This is a genomic window from Pseudooceanicola profundus (assembly GCF_054919315.1).
Map to the genome: position 1 here is coordinate 2,988,888 of NZ_CM142898.1, position 23,571 is coordinate 3,012,458.

Annotated in this window: 21 protein-coding genes; 9 read left to right on the forward strand and 12 right to left on the reverse strand. The window is 67.6% G+C overall.

What is annotated here, in order from left to right:
* Window positions 1-18 precede the first annotated feature (18 nt).
* From ybgF to ACX9MO_RS13820, 7 genes are all read left to right on the forward strand, one after another.
* A complete protein-coding gene (gene ybgF, locus ACX9MO_RS13790) occupies window positions 19-870 on the forward strand; it encodes a tol-pal system protein YbgF (RefSeq protein ID WP_462212255.1) in 852 nt (283 codons plus the stop codon).
* Window positions 867-2,120, forward strand: a complete 1,254-nt coding sequence (gene tilS, locus ACX9MO_RS13795) for a tRNA lysidine(34) synthetase TilS (protein WP_462212256.1) — start codon at window positions 867-869, stop codon at window positions 2,118-2,120. The genes ybgF and tilS overlap by 4 nt, the downstream gene beginning before the upstream one ends.
* An 81-nt stretch (window positions 2,121-2,201) precedes the next feature.
* Window positions 2,202-4,109: an ATP-dependent zinc metalloprotease FtsH gene (gene ftsH, locus ACX9MO_RS13800; protein WP_222489281.1), complete on the forward strand. Its 1,908-nt coding sequence runs from the start codon at window positions 2,202-2,204 to the stop codon at window positions 4,107-4,109.
* Window positions 4,109-4,891, forward strand: a complete 783-nt coding sequence (locus ACX9MO_RS13805) for a methyltransferase domain-containing protein (protein ID WP_462212257.1) — start codon at window positions 4,109-4,111, stop codon at window positions 4,889-4,891. Before ftsH ends, ACX9MO_RS13805 begins: the two co-directional genes overlap by 1 nt.
* A 216-nt stretch (window positions 4,892-5,107) precedes the next feature.
* The gene (locus tag ACX9MO_RS13810) at window positions 5,108-5,713 is read left to right on the forward strand and encodes an MOSC domain-containing protein (protein ID WP_462212258.1); all 606 of its coding nucleotides are present in this window, start codon (window positions 5,108-5,110) and stop codon (window positions 5,711-5,713) included.
* A gap of 203 nt (window positions 5,714-5,916) precedes the next feature.
* The gene (locus tag ACX9MO_RS13815) at window positions 5,917-7,593 is read left to right on the forward strand and encodes a formate--tetrahydrofolate ligase (protein ID WP_222489284.1); all 1,677 of its coding nucleotides are present in this window, start codon (window positions 5,917-5,919) and stop codon (window positions 7,591-7,593) included.
* Window positions 7,593-7,904, forward strand: a complete 312-nt coding sequence (locus ACX9MO_RS13820; protein WP_462212259.1) for a chorismate mutase — start codon at window positions 7,593-7,595, stop codon at window positions 7,902-7,904. The genes ACX9MO_RS13815 and ACX9MO_RS13820 overlap by 1 nt, the downstream gene beginning before the upstream one ends.
* Window positions 7,905-8,121: 217 nt before the next feature.
* Here ACX9MO_RS13820 and ACX9MO_RS13825 read toward each other — a convergent pair whose 3' ends face one another.
* The 4 genes from ACX9MO_RS13825 to ACX9MO_RS13840 form a co-directional block, all read right to left on the reverse strand.
* Window positions 8,122-8,547, reverse strand: coding sequence for a PaaI family thioesterase (locus ACX9MO_RS13825; RefSeq protein ID WP_462212260.1), 426 nt, complete (start codon window positions 8,545-8,547; stop codon window positions 8,122-8,124).
* A gap of 20 nt (window positions 8,548-8,567) precedes the next feature.
* Window positions 8,568-9,230, reverse strand: coding sequence for a ligase-associated DNA damage response endonuclease PdeM (pdeM, locus tag ACX9MO_RS13830; RefSeq protein WP_222489286.1), 663 nt, complete (start codon window positions 9,228-9,230; stop codon window positions 8,568-8,570).
* Window positions 9,231-9,390: 160 nt separating this feature from the next.
* The gene (locus ACX9MO_RS13835; RefSeq protein WP_462212261.1) at window positions 9,391-11,835 is read right to left on the reverse strand and encodes a ligase-associated DNA damage response DEXH box helicase; all 2,445 of its coding nucleotides are present in this window, start codon (window positions 11,833-11,835) and stop codon (window positions 9,391-9,393) included.
* A gap of 149 nt (window positions 11,836-11,984) precedes the next feature.
* Window positions 11,985-12,563, reverse strand: coding sequence for a MarR family winged helix-turn-helix transcriptional regulator (locus ACX9MO_RS13840; RefSeq protein WP_222489288.1), 579 nt, complete (start codon window positions 12,561-12,563; stop codon window positions 11,985-11,987).
* 271 nt (window positions 12,564-12,834) lie between these two features.
* On the opposite strand from ACX9MO_RS13840, the gene ACX9MO_RS13845 reads away from it, so the two are divergent.
* Window positions 12,835-14,370, forward strand: a complete 1,536-nt coding sequence (locus ACX9MO_RS13845) for an MDR family MFS transporter (RefSeq protein WP_462212262.1) — start codon at window positions 12,835-12,837, stop codon at window positions 14,368-14,370.
* Window positions 14,371-14,904: 534 nt separating this feature from the next.
* Here ACX9MO_RS13845 and ACX9MO_RS13850 read toward each other — a convergent pair.
* Entirely contained in the window at window positions 14,905-16,221 is a 1,317-nt protein-coding gene (locus tag ACX9MO_RS13850) for an ATPase (RefSeq protein WP_462212263.1), read from the reverse strand.
* Between the two features lie 205 nt (window positions 16,222-16,426).
* Window positions 16,427-16,756, reverse strand: coding sequence for a hypothetical protein (locus tag ACX9MO_RS13855; protein ID WP_462212264.1), 330 nt, complete (start codon window positions 16,754-16,756; stop codon window positions 16,427-16,429).
* Between the two features lie 31 nt (window positions 16,757-16,787).
* On the opposite strand from ACX9MO_RS13855, the gene ACX9MO_RS13860 reads away from it, so the two are divergent.
* Window positions 16,788-17,960, forward strand: a complete 1,173-nt coding sequence (locus tag ACX9MO_RS13860) for a hypothetical protein (protein ID WP_462212265.1) — start codon at window positions 16,788-16,790, stop codon at window positions 17,958-17,960.
* Between the two features lie 134 nt (window positions 17,961-18,094).
* Here the strand turns inward: ACX9MO_RS13860 and ACX9MO_RS13865 are convergent, their stop codons facing one another.
* Genes ACX9MO_RS13865 through ACX9MO_RS13890 form a run of 6 tightly spaced genes read right to left on the reverse strand, consistent with a single transcriptional unit; the run spans window position 18,095 to window position 23,544 of the window.
* A complete protein-coding gene (locus tag ACX9MO_RS13865; RefSeq protein ID WP_222489292.1) occupies window positions 18,095-18,589 on the reverse strand; it encodes a prepilin peptidase in 495 nt (164 codons plus the stop codon).
* 8 nt (window positions 18,590-18,597) lie between these two features.
* Window positions 18,598-19,455 (reverse strand): tetratricopeptide repeat protein, encoded by an 858-nt coding sequence (locus tag ACX9MO_RS13870; RefSeq protein ID WP_222489293.1) that lies wholly within the window; start codon window positions 19,453-19,455, stop codon window positions 18,598-18,600.
* A 41-nt stretch (window positions 19,456-19,496) separates the two neighbouring features.
* A complete protein-coding gene (locus ACX9MO_RS13875) occupies window positions 19,497-20,078 on the reverse strand; it encodes a tetratricopeptide repeat protein (protein WP_222489294.1) in 582 nt (193 codons plus the stop codon).
* A 4-nt stretch (window positions 20,079-20,082) separates the two neighbouring features.
* Window positions 20,083-21,057 (reverse strand): type II secretion system F family protein, encoded by a 975-nt coding sequence (locus ACX9MO_RS13880; protein ID WP_222489295.1) that lies wholly within the window; start codon window positions 21,055-21,057, stop codon window positions 20,083-20,085.
* A 10-nt stretch (window positions 21,058-21,067) separates the two neighbouring features.
* Window positions 21,068-22,033 (reverse strand): type II secretion system F family protein, encoded by a 966-nt coding sequence (locus ACX9MO_RS13885; protein WP_222489296.1) that lies wholly within the window; start codon window positions 22,031-22,033, stop codon window positions 21,068-21,070.
* Between the two features lie 5 nt (window positions 22,034-22,038).
* Complete coding sequence (locus ACX9MO_RS13890; protein WP_409996959.1) at window positions 22,039-23,544, reverse strand: CpaF family protein; 1,506 nt, start codon at window positions 23,542-23,544, stop codon at window positions 22,039-22,041.
* Between the last annotated feature and the right edge of the window lie 27 nt (window positions 23,545-23,571).

Sequence of the window (23,571 nt, forward strand, 5' to 3'; positions counted from 1 at the left end):
CCAGTCAAGGAGACGTCGATGCGGCCTTTCGCCGGTCTGATCCTCGGGTTTGCCATCGTCCTGTCGCCGGCCCTGCCGGCGGCGGCACAGGACAGGACCGAGACCCTCGCCGATATCCGACAGGAGATGTCGGTCCTCTATGTCGAGGTGCAGAAGCTCAAGCGCGAGCTCTCCACCACCGGGGCGAGCGGGTCGCTCAACACCGGCGGCTCCGCGCTGACCCGCATCGACTCGATCGAGAGCGAGCTGCAGCGGCTGACCAACAAGACGGAGGAGCTGGAGCACCGCATCGACCGCGTGGTGACCGATGGCACCAACCGGATCGGCGATCTGGAGTTTCGGCTTGTGGAGCTCGAGGGCGGCGACGTCTCCAAGCTGGGTCAGACCACGACGCTGGGGGGCGGCGCCATGCCCGCCACCAGCGGCGGCGGCGGCCCGGCCCCCGCGCCTGCAGGCGGCGCGTCCTCCGCGCAGGGCAGCGAACTGGCGATTGGGGAAGAGGCCGATTTCCAGCGGGCGTCGGAGGCGCTCGCCAATGGTGACTTTCGCGGCGCCGCGGACCTCCTTGAGACCTTTGGCGCGACCTACCCGGGCTCGCCCCTAGAGCCCGAGGCGCGGGTCAAGCGCGGTGAGGCGCTGGAGAAGCTGGGCGAGCAGACCGAGGCCGCGCGCTCCTTCCTCGCGGCCTACACGCTGGCCCCCGACGGTCCGCTGGCACCCGGTGCGCTCTTCAACGTCGGTCGCCTGCTCGGCCAGCTGGGCAAGGCGCAGGACGCCTGTGTCACGCTGGGGCAGGTCAGCGTCCGCTATCCGGAGGCCGCGGCAGCAACCCGCGCGAACGCGGAGATGCAGTCGCTGGGCTGTTCGTGACGCAGCATGAAGAGCTGCTGAAAGAAGTCGTCGGCGGGGCCTTCCTGCCGAAGACCCCCGACCGGATCGGCATCGCCGTGTCCGGGGGCGGGGACTCGATGGCGCTGATGGTCATGCTGGCGGAGCTTCAGGCCTGCCTGCGGACCGAGCTCTTCGCCGTCACCGTGAACCACGGGCTGCGCCCGGAGGCGCGGCAGGAGGCGCTGCTGGTGGCGGAAACCGCCGCGGACCTCGGCATCAAGCATGACATTCTCACGTGGTCGGGCTGGGACGGGCAGGGCAACCTGCAGGACCGGGCCCGGCGCGCGCGCTACGACCTGCTGGCTGACTGGGCGCGGCGCAGGGGCATCCCCGTCATCGCACTGGCCCATACCGCCGACGATCAGGCCGAGACGGTGCTGATGCGGCTGGCGCGGGCCTCGGGGGCGGACGGGCTCTCGGCGATGTCGGCCCGGCGCCGTCTGGATGGCGTCACGCTGGTGCGCCCGATGCTGACGTTGCGTCGCTCCGATCTGCGCGATTTCCTGCGGGTGCGTGGCCGGACATGGGTCGAGGACCCGTCGAATTCCGACAGCCGCTATGAACGCGTCCGCATCCGCGAGGCGATGACGCTGCTGGAGCCGCTGGGGCTGACCGTGCCGGCACTCTGCAATGTGGCCGACAACCTGTCGTCGATCCGCGAGACCCTGAATTGGTACACGTTCACCGAGGCCCGCGGGCTGGTCGGCTTCGAGGCCGGCGACCTGCTGATCGCCCGGGCCGGGTTTCGCCTGCTGCGCCCTGAAATCGCCCGCCGCCTGCTGCAACGGGCCCTGATGTGGGTGGGCGGCGCGGAATATCCGCCCCGCCGCACCGCGATGCACCTGCTGCAGGAGGCGATTTCCGCCGGCACCGGCATGACCCTGATGGGCTGCCGGATCACCGTGGACACGCAGGCCATCCGGATTTTCCGGGAATTCAACGCGGTCGCACATCTCTCCGCCCCCGTGCGCGAGACATGGGACGGGCGCTGGAAACTGGACGGACCGTGGCCAGATGCTGCCGAGATCGCAGTTTTGGGGGAGGCAGGGCTTGCCGAATGCCCCGCATGGCGCGACACTGGGCTGCCGCGCGCGTCGCTGCTCGCCTCCCCAGCCGTCTGGCGCCGGGGTGTGCTGATCGCAGCGCCGCTGGCGGGACGCGCCGAGGGCTGGACCGCCACCCTCGTGAGGGACACAGAGAGTTACTTTGCCGCGCTGCTCACGGATTGAACCTGACGGCGTGAAGCTTATTTAAACCGGATAGCCCCTGTGATACGAGCCGGGGGCAACCGGAATTTGGGGAGACCTTCCTTGGGCACTGCGAAAAACTTCGCCTTCTGGATCGTGCTACTGATGCTGATCGTGGCGCTGTTCAATCTCTTCAGCGGGTCGGGCAGCACCATGCAGAGCCGCGAGATCAGCTACTCGGACTTCGTTTCGGCTGTGAATGACGACCGGGTCAGCTCGGCCACGATCGACGGCGAGCAGGTGCGGTACCGCGGGACCGACGGTCAGGACTACGTGACGATCAAGCCGGAAGACGGTGAAGTCACGCAGCTGCTTCTCGACAACAACGTCCCCGTGACCGCCAAGTCGCAGGAAGAAAGCGGCTTCCAGGCGTTCATCATCTCGCTGCTGCCGATCCTGCTGCTGATCGGCGTGTGGATCTATTTCATGAACCGGATGCAGGGCGGTGGCAAAGGCGGGGCCATGGGCTTCGGCAAGTCGCGCGCCAAGCTGCTGACCGAGAAGCACGGCCGCGTCACCTTCGACGACGTCGCCGGCATCGACGAGGCCAAGGAAGAGCTGGAGGAGATCGTCGAATTCCTCCGCAACCCGCAGAAATTCTCGCGTCTCGGCGGCAAGATCCCCAAAGGCGCGCTGCTGGTGGGCCCTCCGGGCACCGGTAAGACGCTGCTGGCCCGGGCCATCGCGGGCGAGGCGGGCGTGCCCTTCTTCACCATCTCGGGCTCCGACTTCGTCGAGATGTTCGTGGGTGTCGGTGCCTCCCGTGTCCGCGACATGTTCGAACAGGCCAAGAAGAACGCGCCCTGCATCGTCTTCATCGACGAGATCGACGCCGTGGGCCGTCACCGTGGCGCAGGCTACGGCGGGGGCAACGACGAGCGGGAGCAGACCCTCAACCAGCTGCTGGTGGAGATGGACGGCTTCGAGGCCAACGAGGGTGTGATCATCCTCGCGGCGACCAACCGCCGTGACGTTCTCGACCCCGCGCTGCTGCGTCCGGGCCGCTTCGACCGTCAGGTCACCGTGCCCAACCCCGACATCAAGGGCCGCGAGAAGATCCTCGGCGTCCACGCCCGCAAGACCCCGCTGGGCCCCGACGTCGACCTGCGCATCATCGCGCGCGGCACCCCGGGCTTCTCCGGTGCGGACCTGTCGAACCTCGTGAACGAGGCCGCGCTGATGGCCGCCCGTGTCGGCCGCCGCTTCGTGACCATGGTCGATTTCGAGAACGCCAAGGACAAGGTCATGATGGGGGCCGAGCGTCGCTCGATGGTCCTCACGCAGGACCAGAAGGAAAAGACCGCTTATCACGAGAGTGGCCACGCCGTCGTCGGCCTGACCCTGCCCAAGTGCGATCCGGTCTACAAGGCGACGATCATCCCGCGCGGCGGTGCCCTCGGCATGGTGGTCTCGCTGCCCGAGATCGACCGCCTGAACTGGCACAAGTCCGAGTGCGAGCAGAAGCTGGCCATGACCATGGCGGGCAAGGCCGCCGAGATCATGAAGTACGGCCCTGACGAAGTGTCGAACGGCCCCGCCGGCGACATTCAGCAGGCCTCCAGCCTCGCCCGTGCGATGGTGCTCCGCTGGGGCATGTCGGACAAGGTCGGCAACGTGGACTACGAACAGGCCCACGAAGGCTACATGGGCAATGGTGCCGGCGGCTTCTCCGTCTCGGCCCATACCAAGGAGCTGATCGAGGAAGAGGTGAAGCGCCTCATCGACGAGGCCTACGAGTGGGCCTACAAGATCCTCGAAGAGCAGAAGGACGAGTGGGAGCGCCTCGCGCAGGGCCTGCTGGAATACGAAACCCTGACCGGTGACGAGATCAAGCGCGTCATGAAGGGTGAGCCTCCGCAGAGCCCGGACGAGGACGACAGCTCCGACACCGGCAGCACCTCGGTCACGGCGATCCCCAAGACCAAGCCGCGCGGCAAGCCCGGCGGGATGGAGCCGGAACCCAGCGTCTGATGACCGACACTGCGAAAGATTGGAGTCCCGGGGCCTATGACAGGTTCCGGGACGTTCGTTTGAGGCCCGCGCTGGACCTGCTGGCCCGCCTCGCGCGGCCCGAGGGGCCGGTGGTGGACCTCGGCTGTGGATCGGGGGCCGCCGGGCCCGCGTTGCGCGCACTGGCAGGGCAGGCGCGGCTGACCGGCCTCGACAGCTCTCCCGCCATGCTGGCCAAGGCCGAGGCCACGGGCGCCTATGACGCGCTGGAGCAGGCCGACATCGCGCTCTGGCAGCCAGAGGTTCCGCCCGCGCTGATCTTCTCCAACGCGGCGCTGCATTGGCTGGGGGCCCATGCCACGCTGCTGCCGCGCCTTGCGGGGCTGCTGGCGCCGGGCGGCACGCTGGCGGTGCAGGTGCCGCATCAGAACAACGCCCCCTCGCATCGGATCTGGCATTCGCTGGTGGAAGAGCATTTCCCCGGCCGCTTCGATCCCGCCACGGCGCCCGGCATCGAGCGCCCCGCGACCTATCACGCGATGCTCTCGCCGCTGGGGCAGCTCGACCTCTGGGAGGTGGACTATTACCAGGTCCTGCCCAAGGCGGAGGAGGGCCACCCCGTGCGGCTCTTCACCCAGTCGACCTTTGCACGCCCGGTGCTGGACAGCCTGCCCGAGGACGAGCAGGCGCAGCTGGTCGCGCTCTACGACGAGGTGATCGAGGCGGCCTATCCGCGCTCGGCCGATGGCTCGGTGCTGTTCCCGTTCCGGCGGCTCTTCTTCACCCTGCGGCCCAGGGCCTGACGGGCAGAGACCTGGGCCTGGGGGTTGGGCCTGCGGGAACGCCGGCCTGCCGTGTCACGTTCTGGAGCATTTCCGAGGGGCGCAACCGGTGCCGACGGTCCACACGGGCAGGGAATTGATCACAAGGCAGCCTCCTGCCTGAGCGCAGGGCGGGGGTTGACACTCCGGCCCCCGTACCGGTTCATCGGGCCTTATTCCACCGCCTGAGGACAGGACATGCCCGCGCTCAAACCCACTGATTTCTCCGCCCGTATCGTCTGGCTTGGCCGCGTGCCGTCGCGCGAGGCGGCGCTCGACTCGCAGCCGGTGCAAACGCTGGCGCTGAGTTTCGCGGGGCCGGAGGGCGAGGATCACGGCGGGCTGACCCGCCCGTCCTGCAGCCGCGTCCTGTCGCAATACCCCCGCGATACGGAGATCAGGAACGTCCGGCAACTCTCGGTGATCTCTCAGGAAGAACTGGAAGCGATCGCCACGGAGATGGGCCTCGCAAGCCTCGATCCGGCGTGGCTGGGGGCGACGCTGGTGATCGCGGGCATCCCCGACTTCACCCTCGTGCCGCCGTCTTCGCGGCTACAGGGGGCACACGGGGCGACGATCACCCTTGATATGGAAAACCGCCCCTGCCAACTTCCGGCCAAGGTCATCGCCGCGCATCACCCGGAGCAGGCCCGCCTCTTCAAGCGGGCGGCGACGGGACGGCGCGGCGTGACGGCATGGGTGGAGCGGGAAGGGACGTTCACTCTCGGAGAAGAACTGCGCCTGCATGTGCCGGACCAGCCGGTCTGGCCTCATATGCAGGCGGCGCGGGGGGCTCTCGTCTGACCTCAGCCGAGCAGAAGCGCGGCGCCGAGAAGGGTCAGGGCGAAAGATGCGTGGATAACGAGCGTTGCGGCTTTCATCTTGTGTCTCCCTTTGTCATCTGTCCCCCCAACGCGCCGAAGCGACCGCGGGTTCCATGAGTCTCCGATCCGGGAGGCCGCCATGGCCCGAATGCCCCCCTCGCGAGGCGTCAGAAGGACAGGAACATGACTGCGAAGACCGACATTGAAATCGCCCGCGCCGCCAGCAAGCAGCGCATTCAGGCCATAGGTGCCAAGCTGGACATTCCCGAGGAGGCGCTGCTGCCCTATGGCCATGACAAGGCCAAGATCGCGCAGGACTTCATCGCCGGGCTCGCCGACAAGCCCGATGGCAAGCTGATCCTCGTGACCGCGATCAATCCCACGCCCGCGGGCGAGGGCAAGACGACGACCACCGTGGGTCTGGGCGACGGGCTCAATGCCATCGGCAAGCGGGCGGCGATCTGCATCCGCGAGGCCAGCCTCGGCCCCTGCTTCGGCATGAAGGGCGGCGCGGCTGGTGGCGGGCATGCGCAGGTCGTGCCGATGGAGGAGATGAACCTCCACTTCACCGGCGATTTCCATGCCATCACCTCGGCCCACAATCTGCTGGCGGCCATGGTGGACAACCACGTCTACTGGGGCAATGAGTTGGAGATCGACACCCGCCGGATCACGTGGCGCCGGGTCATGGACATGAACGACCGGGCGCTGCGCGACGTGGTGACCTCGCTGGGCGGTGTCGCCAACGGCTATCCGCGCCAGAGCGGCTTCGACATCACCGTGGCCTCCGAAGTCATGGCGATCCTCTGCCTCGCCACCTCGCTGGACGATCTTCAGGCACGCCTCGGGCGGATCATCGTCGGCTATCGCCGCGACCGGACCCCGGTGACGGCGGCGGACGTGAAGGCCGATGGCGCTATGACGGTGCTGCTGAAGGACGCGATGCAGCCGAACCTCGTCCAGACGCTGGAGAACAACCCGGCCTTCGTCCACGGCGGGCCCTTCGCCAATATCGCCCATGGCTGCAACTCTGTCATCGCGACCCGGACAGCCCTGAAGCTGGCCGATTACGTGGTGACCGAGGCTGGTTTCGGCGCCGACCTCGGGGCAGAGAAGTTCTTTGACATCAAGTGCCGCAAGGCCGGGCTGGAACCGGCGGCGGTTGTGCTGGTGGCCACGGTCCGGGCGCTGAAGATGAACGGCGGCGTGGCCCGCGCGGACCTCGGCGCCGAGGACGTGGCAGCGGTGCGGGCCGGATGTGCCAATCTGGGGCGCCATATCGAAAATCTGCAAGGCTATGGCGTGCCCGTCGTTGTGGGCATCAACCATTTCACCGGCGATACCGAGGCGGAAGTTGAAGAAGTGAAAGTCTTCTGCGCCGAACACGGGGTCGAGGCGCTGCTTTGCACCCACTGGGCCGAGGGCTCCAAGGGGATCGAGGCGCTCGCTGAGACCGTGGCGGCGCTGGCCGATGGCGGCACCGCAGAGTTCGAGACGCTCTATCCCGACGCGATGCCGCTGGCCGAGAAGATCGAGACCGTGGCCAAGCGGATCTACCGCGCGGGCAGCGTCCAGATGAGCGATGCGATCCGCAAGCAGCTGGCGGAATGGGAAGAGGCCGGGCACGGCGACCTGCCGGTCTGCATGGCCAAGACGCAATACAGCTTCTCCGCCGATCCGACCCTGCGCGGCGCGCCCGACGGGCATGACCTGCCGGTGCGCGAGGTGCGCCTTTCGGCCGGGGCGGGCTTCGTGGTGGCGATCTGCGGCGAGATCATGACCATGCCCGGACTGCCGTCGAAACCTGCCGCCGAAGCCATCCGCCTGAACGACATGGGCCAGATCGAGGGGCTGTTCTGATGCGCCTGACCCGCAAGACCCCCGCCGAGGTAGAGACCATGCCCGAGCTGCGGGCGCAGATCGACGACCTCGACCGGGAATTGATCGCATTGCTCGCGGAACGTCAGCGCCACATCGACCGGGCGGCGCAGCTCAAGCCCGCGCTCGGCTGGCCGGCCCGGATCGACGAGCGGGTCGAGGAAGTGGTGGCCAAGGTCGAGGCGACGGCAGAGGAGTTGGGCTTCGATCCGGCCCTGGCTGGCGCGCTGTGGCGGCAGATGATCGACGAGGCGATCGCCCGCGAAGAACGGCTGATGGCCGGGCGGCGCTGAGCGCCGGACCCGGGCGGGGCTGCGCGCCGAGGTCTGCCGAACCTGATCGGGCGTCGCCGTGGCGGCGCCCTTTTTCGTGCTTTTTCGTGCCGGGCGTGGCGGCCCGGTCCGCTCTCGTGGAGTGTCAGAGCCGCGGAGGGGACGACATCCCCACCTCGCATGCGCCCTTGCCTGTCCCGTGCACTGTGGCCCCCCCGGGCGGGGGCGTCGCGCCGCGTCAGCCCGCGGGGACCGGCGTGCAGGTGCCCTGAAGCAGGGCGATCAGCTTCTCCTGGCCGTCCTTCACCGCCATGACCTCGGCTGAGACCACGACGAGGCGGCGTCCGGCATGGACCACGCGCCCCCGGGCCACCAGCCGGTCGCCGATGCCCGGCCGCATGAGGTTGATCTTCATCTCGGAGGTCACGACCTCCATCGTCTCGTCCATGGTTGTCAGCGCCGCGTAGCCCGCCGCGCTGTCGCCGATGGCAAAGGCGAGCGCCGCATGGGCAAAGCCCTGCTGCTGCTGCGATCCGGGCAGGATCGGGGCAGTGATCACCACCGCGTCCGGTGCGGCGCTCTCCAGCTCCGCCCCCAGCGTTGTCATCATGTTCTGCCGGTCGAAGCTGGCGCGGATGCGCACGGTGAGGGCGTGGTCGGTCATGGTCTCTCCTGGCCTCTGTCTCAGCGGGGCATGGGAATGGGGCGAGGCGTGTCGCCGGTGAGGATGGCGAGCGCCTCGGGGCGCATGAGGCCGGTGAGGGCGGCGTCGGAGCTGTGCAGCCCGCCGGTATAGGTGCCGTAGGCGGGCAGGATCAGCCGGTCGCTGTCGAGCAGGAAGGCCCGGCGTGTGACGGTCCGTCCCCCGGCGCTGATCCGCGCCTTGGGGTGGTAGTGCCCCGAAACCTCGCCCGAGGCGCGCGCCTGCGCGATATGGCGGAAGGTCAGCGGCGGGGCGGGCAGGGCGTTCAAATGGCTGCCGCCCATATCCACGGGGCCCGGATCGTGGTTGCCCTCGATCCAGACCCAGCGGCGGCCGGCCTGCAGGCGGGCAATCCAGGCGCGGGTCTTGTCGTCGAGGGCGCGGGCGGCCTCGGTATCGTCGAAACTGTCGCCGAGGCAGATCACGGTGGTGGCCTGGGTGAGGGTCAGGTCCCGGTCGAGCCGGGCCAGCGTGTCGATCGTCTCGTAGGGGGGCAGGGTGCTGCCGCCGCGCCGGGCCGTGCGTTCGGACTTGCCGAGGTGGAGGTCGGAGACGCAGAGCAGCCGCCGGTCGGGCCAGTGGAGGGCGCCGGAGCCAAGCGCCGCGAGGCGCGCGCCGGCAAGGGTGAAAGCGTAGGGGCTCATGGGGTCCTTGTTGGCGGGCGGTGGGGGATTTGGCAAGCGGGACGGGGCGTTGCGGAGGCGTGGTGGTCTGCCGAGGGCGAGGTTGGGGGGCTGTCTGCCCCCCTTGGCCCTGACGGGCCAATTCCCCCCGAGGATATTTGGGAAACGGAAAGGGGGCGGGTCAGGTGGGGGGGGAGAGGCCGGCCTTTGCCATGAGGCGGCGGGTTTCTTCCTCTTCGAGGCGGTCGCTGCCGGCGCCATCGATGGGGATCCGGCCCATCTCGAGGAAGAGGGGCGCCGCGAAGGGGGAGACGCGGGAGAGCGGGACGTGGTCGATCCGGCCGGCGGTTCGGGCTGCGAGGTCCTCCAGCCGGGCGAAGTCGATCAGCCCGCGCATGGCCTCGGTCCGGGTGATGCGCAGGAGCAGGTGGTCGGGGTCGTATTTCGCCAGCGTGTCGTAGAGGATGTCGGAGGAGAAGGTCGCCTGCCGCCCGGTCTTGCGGGCCTGCGGCGTGTTGCGCTGGATCAGCCCCGCGATCTGGGCGCTGTCGCGGAAGGTGCGTTTCATCACCGCGTTGGTGGTGAGCCACTGGTCGAGCCCTTCACGCAGCCGGGCGAGGTCGAAGAGCGGCGCGGGATCGGGCGTGGCCTCCAGCCCCCAGATCAGCGTGGCGTAGTCGGTGGCGACGAAGCCGAGGGGGGCGAGCCCCATCTCCTCCATTCGCTTGGTGAGCAGGAGGCCGAGGGTCTGTTGCGCGTTGCGGCCCGCGAAGCCATAGGCCACGAGGTGGGCGCGTCCGTCATGGGGGAAGGTCTCGATCAGCAGGCGGCCCGGTTCCGGCAGGCGCGAGACCGCGCGCTGGAGGGTGAGCCATTCGGCGGTATGGGCGGGCAGGTTGGGCCAGCTCTCCTGTTGCAGGAGGCGCAGGATACGTTGCGAGAGCTGGGTCGAGGTGGCGAACTTGGTGCCCGCGAAGGTGGCGACCTTGGGCTTGCGGGCGGCGTTGCGGGTGACCTCTACGGTGGTTTCGCGCAGGCCTTCGTAGCGCACGATCCGCCCGCCGATGAGGAAGGTATCGCCCGGCGAGAGGGAGGCGGCGAAGCCTTCCTCGATCTCTCCCAGCGGACGGCCATGGGTGGATTTGAGCCGGACCTTCAGGAGGTCATGGTCGATGATCGTGCCGATGTTCATGCGGATCAGTTGGGCCGCGCGGGGGTCGCGCAGCTGCCAGTCGCCGTCGGCGCGCTGTTGCAGGCGCTGCCACTGGTCGTAGGCGCGCAGGGCGTAGCCGCCGGTGGCGCAGAACGTGAGGCAGGCGTCGAAGCTCTCGCGGGGCAGGGCGGCGTAGGGCCCGGCCGTGGTGACCTCGTGGTAGAGTGTATCGGCGTCGAAGGGCCCGGCGCAGGCGCGGATCAGGATATGCTGGCAGAGCACGTCGAGGGGCCCGGGGCCGCGCGGCTCGCCATCGAGGTCGTGGTCCCGCACCGCCTCCAGCGCCGCCTCGCATTCCACCACCTCGAAGCGGTTGGCAGGCACCAGCAGCGCCTTGGAGGGCGCGTTGTAGCGGTGGTTCGCCCGCCCGATCCGCTGGACGAGGCGCTTGACGTTCTTGGGCGCGCCGATCTGGATCACGAGGTCCACGTCGCCCCAGTCGATCCCGAGGTCGAGCGAGCCGGTGCAGACCACCGCGCGCAGTCGCCCGTGGGCCATGGCGCGCTCCACCCGTTCGCGCTGCGTCCGGTCGAGCGAGCCGTGGTGGATGCCGATGGGCAGGCCCTCCTCGTTGGCGAGCCAGAGGTTGTGGAAGAAGATCTCGGCCTGGGCGCGGGTGTTGTGGAAGATCAGCGTGGTACGGTGCTGGCGGATCTGGGCCAGAACCTCGGGGATCGCGTAGGCCGCGCCGCCGCCGGACCAGGGCGGAGGGGCCTCGACCTGCAACATGCGGATGTCGGGATCGGGGCCGGGATCGGCGGTGAGGATCTCGCACGGGTCCGGATGGCGGGCGAGAAGGCGCGCAACGGATGCCGGGTCCTCCACCGTGGCGGAGAGGCCGACGCGGCGCAGGTCGGGACAGAGCGCCTGAAGCCGCGAGAGGGAGAGGAACAGTTGATCGCCGCGCTTGCTTTCGGCGAGGGCGTGGATCTCGTCGATGACGACCCGTTGCAGGCCCGCGAAGATCCGCGGCGCATCCTCGTAGGAGGTGAGCAGCGCGAGGCTCTCGGGCGTGGTCAGCAGGATATGCGGCGGATCGGCCCGCTGGCGCTTCTTGCGGCTGGCGGGCGTGTCACCGGTGCGGTCTTCCACGCGGATCGGCAGGCCGGCCTCCTCGATCGGGGTCGAGAGGTTACGGCGGATATCGGCGGCGAGCGCCTTGAGAGGCGAGATGTAGAGCGTGTGGAGGCCCTTGTGCCCGCCGTCAGCCAGCTCGGCCAGCGTGGGCAGGAAACCCGCCAGCGTCTTGCCGCCGCCGGTGGGGGCGATGAGCAGCAGGGCGGGGTCCGTCGCGCGGGCGAGCATGTCGCGCTGGTGCGGATGCATCTGCCAGCCCCGGCGGGCGAACCAGCCGGAGAGCGCCTGCGGCAGCAGGGGATCGGAAGAGGCGTCAGGCAGCGGCGCATCGGACATGGGAGAACATTTAGGGAATATCCCGCAGAGGTCCAGTGTGCTCTCCGTGGCCTCCGGCAGCCGTGATCGGCATGCGGCGCGAGGGGCCCCGCCGGAGGTCCGGTGGGGGCTGCCTTTCGATGCCGGTTTTTGACGCGGGCGCGGGGCGGCTACTTCAGCTTGCGGGCCAGATCGCGCGCGAGGGCCTCGATCTCGGGGTGCAGGCGTTCGGCCGAGGCATCGCCCGAATCGTCGACCCAGGCAAAGAACCGGTCCATCAGGGGCAGGAAGGTGTCGATCTCCTCCTGCGACCAGCCGGTGAGGAACTGGCCCATGATCAGGAACTTGATCGTGCGCACCGCATCGACGATGGCGCGGCCCTTGGGCGTCAGGGCGACGATGGTGCGCCGGGCGTCCTGCTGGCTGACGCCGCGTTCGGCATAGCCCAGCGAGATCACCTCGCTCACCAGACGGGAGGCGCGGGAGGGGTCGATGTTGAGCCGGGTCGCCACGGTGGAGACCATGGTTTCCTGACCCGCCTCGTGGCCGAACTCGTTCCGGGGGCCGGCGATGGCAAAGAGGACGTCCATTTTCGGCAGGTCCAGCTCCAGGCCCAGCTCGCGCAGGGCCATGCGGCCCAGTTCGCGTTTCTGCACCTGCCGGCGCCACCGCTGCACGATGGCGTCGATGGCCAGGGCGCGATCCGTCACCTCGGGGGAAATGCCCGCCTCGGAGAGGAAGCGCTTCATCTGGGTTTCTGCCGTCTCTATCGTCCCATCCTCCGGTGACCGGGTGTCGTTGCGGGACGCGCCATGGCGGCCCCGGTGTCGGCATTGAAGCCGCGTTATGTCCCTGTTGCAATTACGGGACGTGCCACGCAACACAAATTTCCGAAAGTGTGTAATTGACATGTATATGTGACTGTCACATATATGGTGCAATTGCATGTATCAGAGTTCGACGCTGCCGCGGGACCCGAGGGGTCTGCGACCGGCGCCGTCGGCGTCTTAAGGAAGCATTATGTCGGAGAGCCTCCCCAATTCGGAGCCCGGCTGGGACGAGATACCGCGGCTGAAGATCATTATCGCCGCCGTGGCCTGTTGTCTTTTCCTTGCCTCGCTGGGCAACACCATCGTCACCACCGCGTTGCCGCTGATCGTCAGCGATCTGGGCGGGCTGGAGCATATCAGCTGGGTCGTGACGTCCTACCTGCTGGCCACCACCATGGCCGCCCCGATCGCGGGCAAGCTGGGTGACATGTTCGGACGCAAGATCGTCCTGCAGATCGCCATCGGTGTCTTCATCATCGGCGGCATGATCTGCGGCCTATCCCAGAGCATGTCGATGCTGGTCGGCGGACGGCTGGTGCAGGGGCTCGGCGGCGGCGCGCTGCTGGTGGTCTCCATGGCCGTGGTGGCGGACATCCTGCCGCCGCGCAAACGCTCCTCGGTGCAGGGGGCCTTCGGCGCGGTCTTTGGCATCTCCACCGTGATCGGCCCGCTGGTGGGTGGGTTCGTGGTCGAGGTGCTGAACTGGCACTGGATCTTCTTCCTGCCGGTGCCGGTGGCCCTGCTGGCCGCCACCGTGCTGACCATCGCGCTGGACAGCCCGCAGCAGAAGCCGCACACCATCGACTTTGCCGGTGCGGGCCTGCTGGCCGTGCTGCTGACCTCGATCATCGTGGTGGCCAATATCGGCGGCACCATGGTGCCCTGGGCCTCGACACCGGTCTACCTGCTGGCCGGGATCATCCCGCTGGCCTTCGTCTTCTTCATCTTCGTGGAGCGCCGGGCCGCCGAGCCGGTGCTGCCGATGATGCTGTTCCGGATCAACAACTTCGTCGTCTCCAACGTGGTGGGCTTCTGCGTCGGGGTCTGCATGTTCGGCACCATCGCCTTCCTGCCGATGCTGTTGCAGGTCGTGAAGGGCCTCGAGCCGGTGGAATCCGGGCTCTACCAGATCCCGATGATGCTGGCGCTCTTCGCGACCGGCTTCACCTCGGGGCGGTTCATCACGGCGACCGGACGCTACAAGATCCTGCCGACGATCTCGACCGGGGTGCTCTGCGTCGCGACCCTGCTGATGACGACCGTCACGCGGGAGACCCCCAACTGGCTGATCGTGATCTACGTGATGCTGATCGGCGTGGGCATCGGCCCGGTGATGACGGTCAATATCACGGCGATCCAGAACTCGATCCCGCGGTCCTTCATGGGCGTCGGCACGGCGAGCGCGAACATGTTCCGCCAGATCGGCGGCTCGCTGGGGACATCGGTCTATGGCGCGATCTTTGCGGCCGGGCTGGTGAGCCACCTGCACGGAATGCTGCCCGCGGGGTTCAGCGGCGCGGTGACGACCCAGACCATCGCGGCCCTGCCGACGGAGATGCAGGGTGCGGCGCTCGATGCCTTCGCAGCCGCACTGCGGCCGACCTACCTCGTCTCGGTGATCGCGGCGGGGATCGCCTTCCTTGTGTCGCTGCGGATGATCGAGAAGCCGCTGTCCGATACGCTGGCCCCGATGGAGCCGACGCGGCAGCAGACCCCGGCGGAGTAAGACTTCTCGTGACGTGAAGAGCGGCCCCGGCAATGTCCGGGGCTGTTTTCGTTTCGGGTCGCCGCTGGCGGGATCTGACATCTCTTACATCTCAGCCGATGCGGATGCTCGCCCGCGCGGAACAAGGCCGCAGGCCGCCGCGCATCGCAGGCAGGCCCCCACGCGGCGGCGATTTGGTGAGGCTGGGTGGTGCCTTGAGGGGACACGATATGTGTGGCTGAGACAAACTGCTCGCCAGAGAGGTTCGGATCGCCTCCGCGCGCGCCGTCGATGCGCGGCTTTGCGTGTGAGGGTAGCGGGTAGGCGAGGCTGAGACGGCGGAGGCATCCAGCGGCGCGGCTCGAAGCCCGAAAGGGCTCGCCCTCACGATGGCAGGCGCCCCCTAAACCGCCAAGGGTTTCGGGACGGGTGGCCCGGCTGCGAGCAGCAGGAACCGGACCACCCTGACCGGGACTGGCAGGTCCCGGGGCCCTGTCCGCAGCGCGCGTCTCACGCGACATTCTGCGGCGCGCGGCCCTCGGGCCGCACGGTGTCTCATTTGACGATCAGCTCGTCCTTCACGAACATGTTGGCCCAGGCCCGGTCGATCAGTTCAGGCGACATCTGGTAGGGGATGCCTTCGAACTTGCAGATCGAGATCATCTGGTCGATCAGGAAGACCGGCTGGTAGTTGGCGAATGTGTTGTTGATCGTCGGATACTTGTTCTTCAGCAGGTGGACAAGCGCCGGCTCCGACAGCGGCATCTTCTTCTTCCGCGCCACGAGGGCGAAGATTTTCAGGAAGTTCTCCTGGCTCGGGCCGTCGATCTTGATCTTGAAGAAGATCCGGCGCAGCGCGGCCTGGTCGAAAATCTCGTTCGGGTGGAAGTTGGTCGAGAAGACCACAAGCGTGTCGAAGGGCACCTCGAACTTCTCGCCCGATTGCAGGGCGAGGATGTCGCGGTTTTCCTCCAGCGGGACGATCCAGCGGTTCACCAGCTTCTGCGGCGGCTCCGCCTGGCGGCCAAGGTCGTCGACGATGAAGACGCCGCCGGTGGCCTTGAGTTGCAGGGGCGCCTGGTAGGTGCGCGCGGTGGGGTTGTAGACGAGGTCCAGCATGTCCAGCGACAACTCGCCCCCGGTGATCACCGTGGGCCGCTCGCAGCGGACATAGCGGCTGTCGAACCGGTTGGCAGACCGGCGCAGCTGGGTCGGATCGTCTTCCTGCTCCTCGGCGGCGGTGTGCACGATGGGATCGTAGACGGTGATGATCTGGCCCGAGTACTCGATCGCGCGGGGCACGTATATCCGATCCCCGATGGCGTCGCGGATGCCGTTCGAGATCGAGCTCTTCCCGTTGCCGGGCGGACCGTACATCAGGATGGACCGGCCCGCGCTGACGGCAGGGCCGAGGGAGGAAATCAGGTCGGGCGGCAGGACGAGGTCGCCCATTGCGGCGGTCAGGCGGTCGCGGGTGATCTGGATGTTGCGGATCGACTGGCGCTTCACCTGTTCGGCGTAGATCTCCAGCGGCACGGGCATCGGCCCGTAGTATTCCGACTGGGCGAGCGCATCGAGCGCCCGGGCGCGGCCGTTGTCCGTCAGCTGGTAGCCCATCTCGCCCGAGAGCTCTGCCCCCCGTTGACCGGTGGCCTCGATCAGGGCCTGTTCGCGGGCGAGGTCGATCAGCTCCTGCGTCACGGCCCCCGGCAGGCAGATGGCGCGCGCCACGCGGGGCACGGTATCGACGTTCTTGCGGAACATCGTCTTGAGCAGCACGTCGCGCATCATGACGATGGGCAAACGCATCTCTTCAAGGGTCCGCGGAGGTGGCGGAGCAAGAACGCCCGACGAGGGAGCCTGCATATTCATCGTCTTCTGCCTGTATCCAGCATTCTACCACGACCCGTTACCTTTGGGCCCGACACATTCGACCACATGCGCTGCGGTTCTTGTTTCACACGAGCGACGCTGCGCTGCAGCTTTCACGTGCATTGTCCACAGTGCGTCGTTAGGTTCGGTTAAAACGCAAGAGGGCAGTATGAACAGGGCAGCGCCACGGTTTTTTTGGGGCATTTTACTCGCATATATCCTGCTGCAATCTGTTCTTCTGTGGCTGCGCGGCGGTTTCTACGTGTCGTTGCACGAAGGCGACATGCTGCACCTCGCGGACATCCTGCTGCGGATGCACATGGGGCTGGTGCCGCACCTTGATTTCACCACGCCGCTGGGGGGCTGGGGCTTCCTGCCCATGGTGGCGCTGCTGGACCTGGGCCTGTCGATGGGCCGGGCGATGGTCTGGTCGCAGATCCTCGTGGCGCTGCTCCTGCTGCCGGCCATCGGCTGGGTCGCGCTTCGGCCCGGCGCTGGCGCTGGCCTTCGGGCTGGGGGAACTGGCGCTGGTCACCGGGCTGATCCATGGCGAAACCGCGGCGGGCGTGAGCCTGTCGATGCACTACAATCGCTGGGGCTGGGCCATCGGCTTCCTCGTCGCGGTGCTCGTCCTCCTGCCGCCGCGGGAGGGGGAGACATCGCGCAGTGCCCGGGTCGACGGTGTGCTGCTGGGGCTCGCCATGGCGGCGCTGGCCATGACCAAGGTGACCTATTGCGTCGCGCTCGCGGTGCCGGCGCTGATCCTGCTGCCGGTGACGGGCCGGGGCCGGGTGCTGGTCTGGGGGCTGGGCGTGTCGCTGGGGCTGCTGGCCATCGTCGCCGTGGTCGAGGGGCCCGGCTACTGGATCGCCTACGTGCAGGATGTCCTCGGCACCACCGGATCGGCGCGGAAATACCCCGGGCCTGCCTTCGCGGGCGTGGTCTTCTCCCCGGCCTATACCGGGGGCACGGCGGCCGCGGCCGTGGCGGTGACGCTGCTGGCGCGACGCGAGGAGACGCGCAACATGGCGCGGGGACTGTTCCTTTTCGTGGCAGGTTTCGTCGTCATCACGTGGCAAAACTTCGGCACCGATCCCTACTGGCTCGCCTTCGTGGCCCTGATCCTCGCGGCGCTGATCGAACGCGGTGTACTGCCGGGGCGGGGGGCCGCTGCGGCAACGGCGCTCGTCTCGCTGACGCTGCTGGCCCCGGTGCTGCTGAACCTCGTCTGGTCGCCGCTGCGGCACGCGACGGTCTCGAAGGAGGCCTACCAGCCCATGAGCGAGACCCGGGCCGAGGTGGCGGACCTCTACCTGCTCAGCGAGCGCGCCTCCGAGGTGAAGACCGAGCGGGTGCTGATCGATGATGACCCGGAGCCGCCCGTGACCTTCGAGGGCCGGACGCTGGAGACCTGCAACTACCGTGGGTCCATCGTGCGCCTTGCGCGGGCCGAGGTCGAGGACCTGGCCGCGGCGGGCTTCGACACCGGGGTGCAGCCGCTGGTGGCGGACCTCATCTCGTCGCACTGGGTGCTGTCGGGGCTGACGCCACTGCCGGGGGGCGCGCCCTGGACCTATGTCGGTGCGCCCGGCATCGCCGCTGCCACGCATCTGATGGTGCGCCGCTGCACCGTGGATGCCCGGGTGCAAACCCGCGTCCTAGACGCGGTGGAGGAGAGCGGGCGCAGCCTCAGCCTCGTGGAGGAGACGCCGCTCTTCCTGCTCTACGCGTTCGACTGAGGGCCGCGGTTCGGGCAACGCAGGGCCGGAGCGCGTGATCGAGGGCGACGGTTCGGACGGCGAGGGGAGGGGCCGGCGCGCGTGGAGGCGAGGGCCTCAGCCCGGGCAGGCGGGCGTGAGGGCCCGCGCCGCGTTCAGACCCCGTAGAGCGCGCCGAGGCCGAGGTAGATCACGAGGGCAGGCCCGAGGGCGAGGCCCATGGGGAAGTCCCGCGTGCGGTCCCAGCTCTCCCAGTCGGGGGCGAGCCGGCGCAGCGCCGTGCGCTTGGCGATGCGATGGGTGAGAAAGCCGGTGGCCAGCGTCACCGTGAGGATCGTCAGCACGAGGCGGATGTCGCCGGGCGCGATGAAGGGGGCGGCGGCGGCGATGAACTTGGCATCGCCCGCGCCGAAGAGACCCACCGCATTGGCCACCATCCCCGCCAGCAGCACGAGGACCAGCGTCAGCAGGCGCCAGCCGTAGGTCTCCAGCGGCAAGACGAAGGGCCCGACCGCCACGAAGACGGCGGCGATCAGCAGGACGGTCCGGTTCGAGATGCGCATCGCTGAAAGGTCGGTCCAGACCACATGGGCGCACAGAGGGAGGACGAAGGGCAGGAAGACGGCGGCGGCGAAGCTGGAAATCTCCATGTCGCCGGTCAGCCTGTGCCGTTGCCTTCCAGCGCGCGCAGCGAGCGCACGGCAGCTTCGAAATACTGCGGATGGGTGTCGATCGCCTCGCGCAGCAGGGCCTTGCCGGTCTCGACGTCGCCCTGCTTGATCGCGGTCAGCCCCATGGTGTGCAGCAGCTGCGCCCGCTCGACCTGGGTCATCTGCAGGACGGGCAGGCTGTAGTCACGCTGGGCGCCGCGGGCCATGACAAGGTTGTTCTTGGCGGTGAAGAGGGTGGGGTCCTGCTTGACCGCCTCGCCGAAGAGCTGCTCGGCGCCGGCGAAATCACCTCGGGTCAGCTTGGAATAGCCCCAGTTGTTCAGCACGCCCGCAGGCGTCGTGGTCAGGCCCACGGCGGTCTCGTAGAAGCTGTCCGCCTTCTGCCATTCCTTGTTGCTGTCGGCGACCATCGCCTCGAGCCGGTAGCGCTTGTAGGTCTCGAAGGTGGGCGGGATCGTGTCGAGCACGGCATCCGCCTCTTCCCACTTGTTCGACCGGATCAGCGCATCCGCGTAGTCGACGCTGTCCGCGTTGGTGGCGTCCTTGTGTTCAGTCACCTGTTTCCAGACCGGCACCGCCTCGACCCCGCGCTTGGCCCGCACGAGGGACGATCCCAGCCCGCGCATCAGGTCGATCCGCTCGGGGTTCTCGGCGAGGGTGCGCTGGAAGTAGGCGACCGCCTCGTTCGGGTCGCCGACGGTCAGCATGATGTCACTCAGGTTGCTCTCGTCGACGACGTTCACGTTGCGGAACGCGCGTTCGACCTCTGCGTCGCCACTGCGCGAACAGGCGGCGGTCAGGGACACGCCTGCCAGACAGATGGTCAGAATCAGGGGGTGGCGCATGTTCTGCGTCCTTTTACTGCCTCGGGCCTCGAACTCGATCGTCAGGGTGTCGCGCGGCTGATCAGGTATTCGCTGCTGCCCGTGCGCACCACATTATAGTTGGTGTCGTTTTGCTCGGGACTATACGAGTTTTCCTCCTGCAAGGCGAGCGCCAAGCGAAGATTGTCCCGGATTGCGTCACTTTCGCCATTGTCGAGTGCATAGGCCCGGCGCAGCACCAGCGCGGCCTCGGGGATGGCCCCCTTGGAGATCAGCACGACGCCGAGGTTGTTCCAGACCTGAGGCGTGGCGGTGCCGTGTTCGGCCACCCGGCGCAGCTGGCGTTCCGCCTGTCCGATCCGCCCCAGCCCGAGGTTTGCGGCACCCAGGCCGGCCAGGACCTCGTCGGTCATGCCCTGTTCGCCCGCCGCCCGGGTGAAGGCCTCCAGCGCCAGTTCGTTCTCGCCCGCCTCCAGCAGGCGGTTGCCCACGACAAGGCCGTCCACCGCCTCGCCACGCGCGGAAATCCCGGGGGCGAAGGGGCCGTTGTCGCTGCGCGCCAGACCCTGTTCGCCACACCCGGGAAGAGCGGCCAGAAGGCCGAGTACCAGAAGGGGAAAAGCCCGCCGGACCGGCGGGCGCATCCTGTCAGTTGCCAACACCTATCGAGCCCATGTTCATGATGCCGACGACAGACGGCCCCACAAGGATGATCAGAAGTGGCGGCACCGTCAACATCATCGTCGCCAGCGTCATCTTGGTGGGCAGCTTGTTGGCCTTTTCCTCGGCGCGCATCACGCGCTTGTCGCGCATCTCGGAGGCGTAGACCCGCAGGGCGTCCGCGATCGAGGTGCCGAAGGTGGCCGACTGGACCAGCACGGTCACGAAGGAGGAGATGTCCATCACGCCGCAGCGTTCGGCCATGTCGTTGAGCACGAGGCTCTTGTCCTTGCCGGCCTTGATCTCGTGGCTGACGATCTCGAATTCATCGGCCAGCGGCGGGTAGGAGGTGCGGAGTTCCTTGGCCACCCGGATGATCGACTGGTCCATGGACTGGCCCGCCTCGACGCAGACCAGCAGCATGTCGAGCGCATCGGGGAAACCGTCCTGGATCTGCTGCTGGCGTTCCTGCTGGCGCTTGGTCACCCAGTATTTCGGCAGCATGTAGCCGAAGGCGCCGGGGCCCATGACCCACATGATCGTCTGGGCGGTGGTGGGCTCCTGCTTGGAGATCACCAGCATGAAGTAGACCACGCCGATCAGCAGGCCCAGCAGGCCAAGCGCGAACTGCGCGAAGTGGAAGAAGCGCACCGCGTCCTTGGAGCGGTAGCCGGCCTGCAGCATCTTCATGCGCATGGCGGAGTATTCTTCCTCGCTCTTGGGTTCGAGGAAGGAGGAATACTTCTCCAGCTTGTCGTTGCGCGAGGAATTCCGCAGGCGGTCCTTCTTGTCGATCTTCGAGGCGTCGTTCTCGGCCTTCAGCTTGTCGAGCGGATCGACCTGCTTCTTCATCAGCACGGCGAGCGCCGCGAGAACCAGCAGCACACCGATGACACCGGCACCGGCGATCACGGGACCCATCGGCCCCATGGCCTGGGTGAGGAGTTGGACGAAGTTGGTCATGGTCGTGTCCTCAGACCTTGATGTCGACGAGCTTGCGCATGACGAAGAGGTTCAGCGTCAGCAGGACGCCCACGAAGATGCAGGCCGGAATGAAATAGGGATGGTCGTAGACCGCGTCGTAATAGTGCGGGTCCATCACGTTGATCGCGACGAGCGCGAGCAGGGGGAAGGCGGACAGGAACTTGCCCGACCACTGCGCCTCGGCGGTGATCGCCTTCACCCGGCGGAACAGGCGGAAGCGGGCGCGGATCACCGCGGCGAGGCCGGCAAGGATCTCGGCCAGGTTGCCGCCCGATTGCTGCTGGATGGTCACGGCGACGGCGAGGAAGCGGAGGTCCTGCAGGTCGATGCGTTCGGCCATGTCCTTGAGCGCCTCGCCCATGTCGCGGCCATAGGCGCTTTCATCCGCGATGACGCCGAATTCGGAGGCCAGGGGATCGGAGATCTCCTTGGACACGATGGAGATCGCGGAGGAGAAGGGGTGGCCGACACGCAGCGAGCGGACCATCAGTTCCACCGCGTCGGGCAGCTGTTCCTCGATCATCGCGGTCCGCTTGGCGGCCTTGCGCGAGACCCAGACATAGACACCGCCGACGCCGATGCCCACGGAGAGCGCGGCACGCACCGGAACCGCGGTCTCGGTGCCCAGGGTGAGCCCGGCAAAGGCCACGGCGGACAGCCCGGCCATGACCATGATCAGCTGTTGCGGCGTGAAGGCGATTGCGGCCTTCTGGGCCTTGGCGGCGAGCAGCGAGTAGAGCGGGATCTGCTTCGCGCTCATGTGCTGTTCCATCTCCTTGCGGAGTTTTTCCAGCACCTGTTCGCGGCCCGCGCCCTTTTCCATCATCTCCAGCCGGCGGTTCACGCGGCTGTTCAGGCTGATCGATTTGCCGAAGACGGTCAGGTAGACGCCCTCGACGAGGACGATCACCCCGACGAAGATCATGATGTAGATGATCGGTTCGATGGACAGCATGGCCGTTACTCCGCCGCGACGGGTTCGAAGATGGCAGCGGGCAGGTCATAGCCCCACATCCGGAACCGTTCCGAGAAGTGGCTGCGCACGCCGGTGGCCGTGAAATGGCCGATGATCTTGTTTTCCGGGGTCAGGCCCACGCGCTGGAAGCGGAACACTTCCTGCATCGAGATGACCTCGCCTTCCATGCCGGTGATCTCGGTGATCGAGGTCATGCGGCGCGAGCCGTCCTGCAGACGCGAGGCCTGCACGATGATGTGCACGGCCGAGGAGATCTGCGACCGCATGGCCTTCAGCGGCATCTCGATGCCGGCCATGGCGATCATGTTTTCCAGACGCGAGACACCGTCGCGGGCCGAGTTGGCGTGGATCGTCGTCATCGAGCCGTCGTGGCCGGTGTTCATGGCCTGCAGCATGTCGATGACTTCCTCGCCGCGCGTCTCGCCGACGATGATGCGGTCGGGGCGCATCCGCAGGGCGTTCTTCAGGCAGTCGCGAGGGGTGACCGCGCCCTTGCCCTCGACGTTGGGCGGACGGCTTTCCATCCGGCCCACGTGGACCTGCTGCAGCTGGAGTTCCGCCGTATCCTCGATGGTCAGGATGCGCTCGGAGTTGTCGATGAAGGAGGAGAGGGCGTTGAGCGTGGTCGTCTTACCGGAACCGGTACCGCCGGAGACGATGACGTTCAGGCGGCAGGCCACGGCGGCCTGCAGGTAGGCGGCCATCTCCTCGGAGAAGGCGCCGAACCGCACCAGGTCGTCGATGCCCAGCTTGTCCTTCTTGAACTTCCGGATCGAGACCAGCGAGCCGTCCACCGCGATCGGCGGGACCATGGCGTTGAAACGCGAGCCGTCGGAGAGACGGGCGTCGACATAGGGGTTCGATTCATCGACGCGCCGGCCCACGGCCGAGACGATCTTGTCGATGATCCGCAGCAGGTGACGCTCGTCCTTGAAGGTCACGTCGGACAGTTGCAGCTTGCCTTCGCGTTCCACGAAGATCTGATGCGGGCCGTTCACGAGGATATCGGAAACGGTCTCGTCCTTCAGGAGGCTTTCCAGCGGGCCCAGGCCCTTCACCTCGTCGTAGAGTTCCTGCACCAGCGTGGTGCGTTCCTCGCGGTTGAGGACGACGCCCTTCTCCTGCAGCACCTCGGTCGAGATCGCGGCGATCTCTGCGCGCAGGTCATGCTCCGTCGCCGTGTCGAGCGCGGCGAGGTTCAGGTTGTCGAGCAGGGCGCGGTGCAGCTCCAGCTTGATCTCGCCCAGCCGTTCCTTGCGCTTGCGGCCCTTGTCGGCGGCCTGCGCCTCTGCGGGCCTGGGCGCATTGGGCATCGGCTTGCGCATCACCGAGACCTTCTCGGCCGCAGGGGCCGGGGTGGGGTCGGCGGGCTTGGGCGCGGCGGTGGCAGCCGCGGGTGCGGCGGCCACGGGTTTCTTCATCACGGCGGGGCGCATGGCCTCCTTGGCCTGCTCGGTCCCGCTGGTCGGCTTCTTGTATTTCGAGAACATGCGTTTCTACCCCGTCTTTTGTTCCCA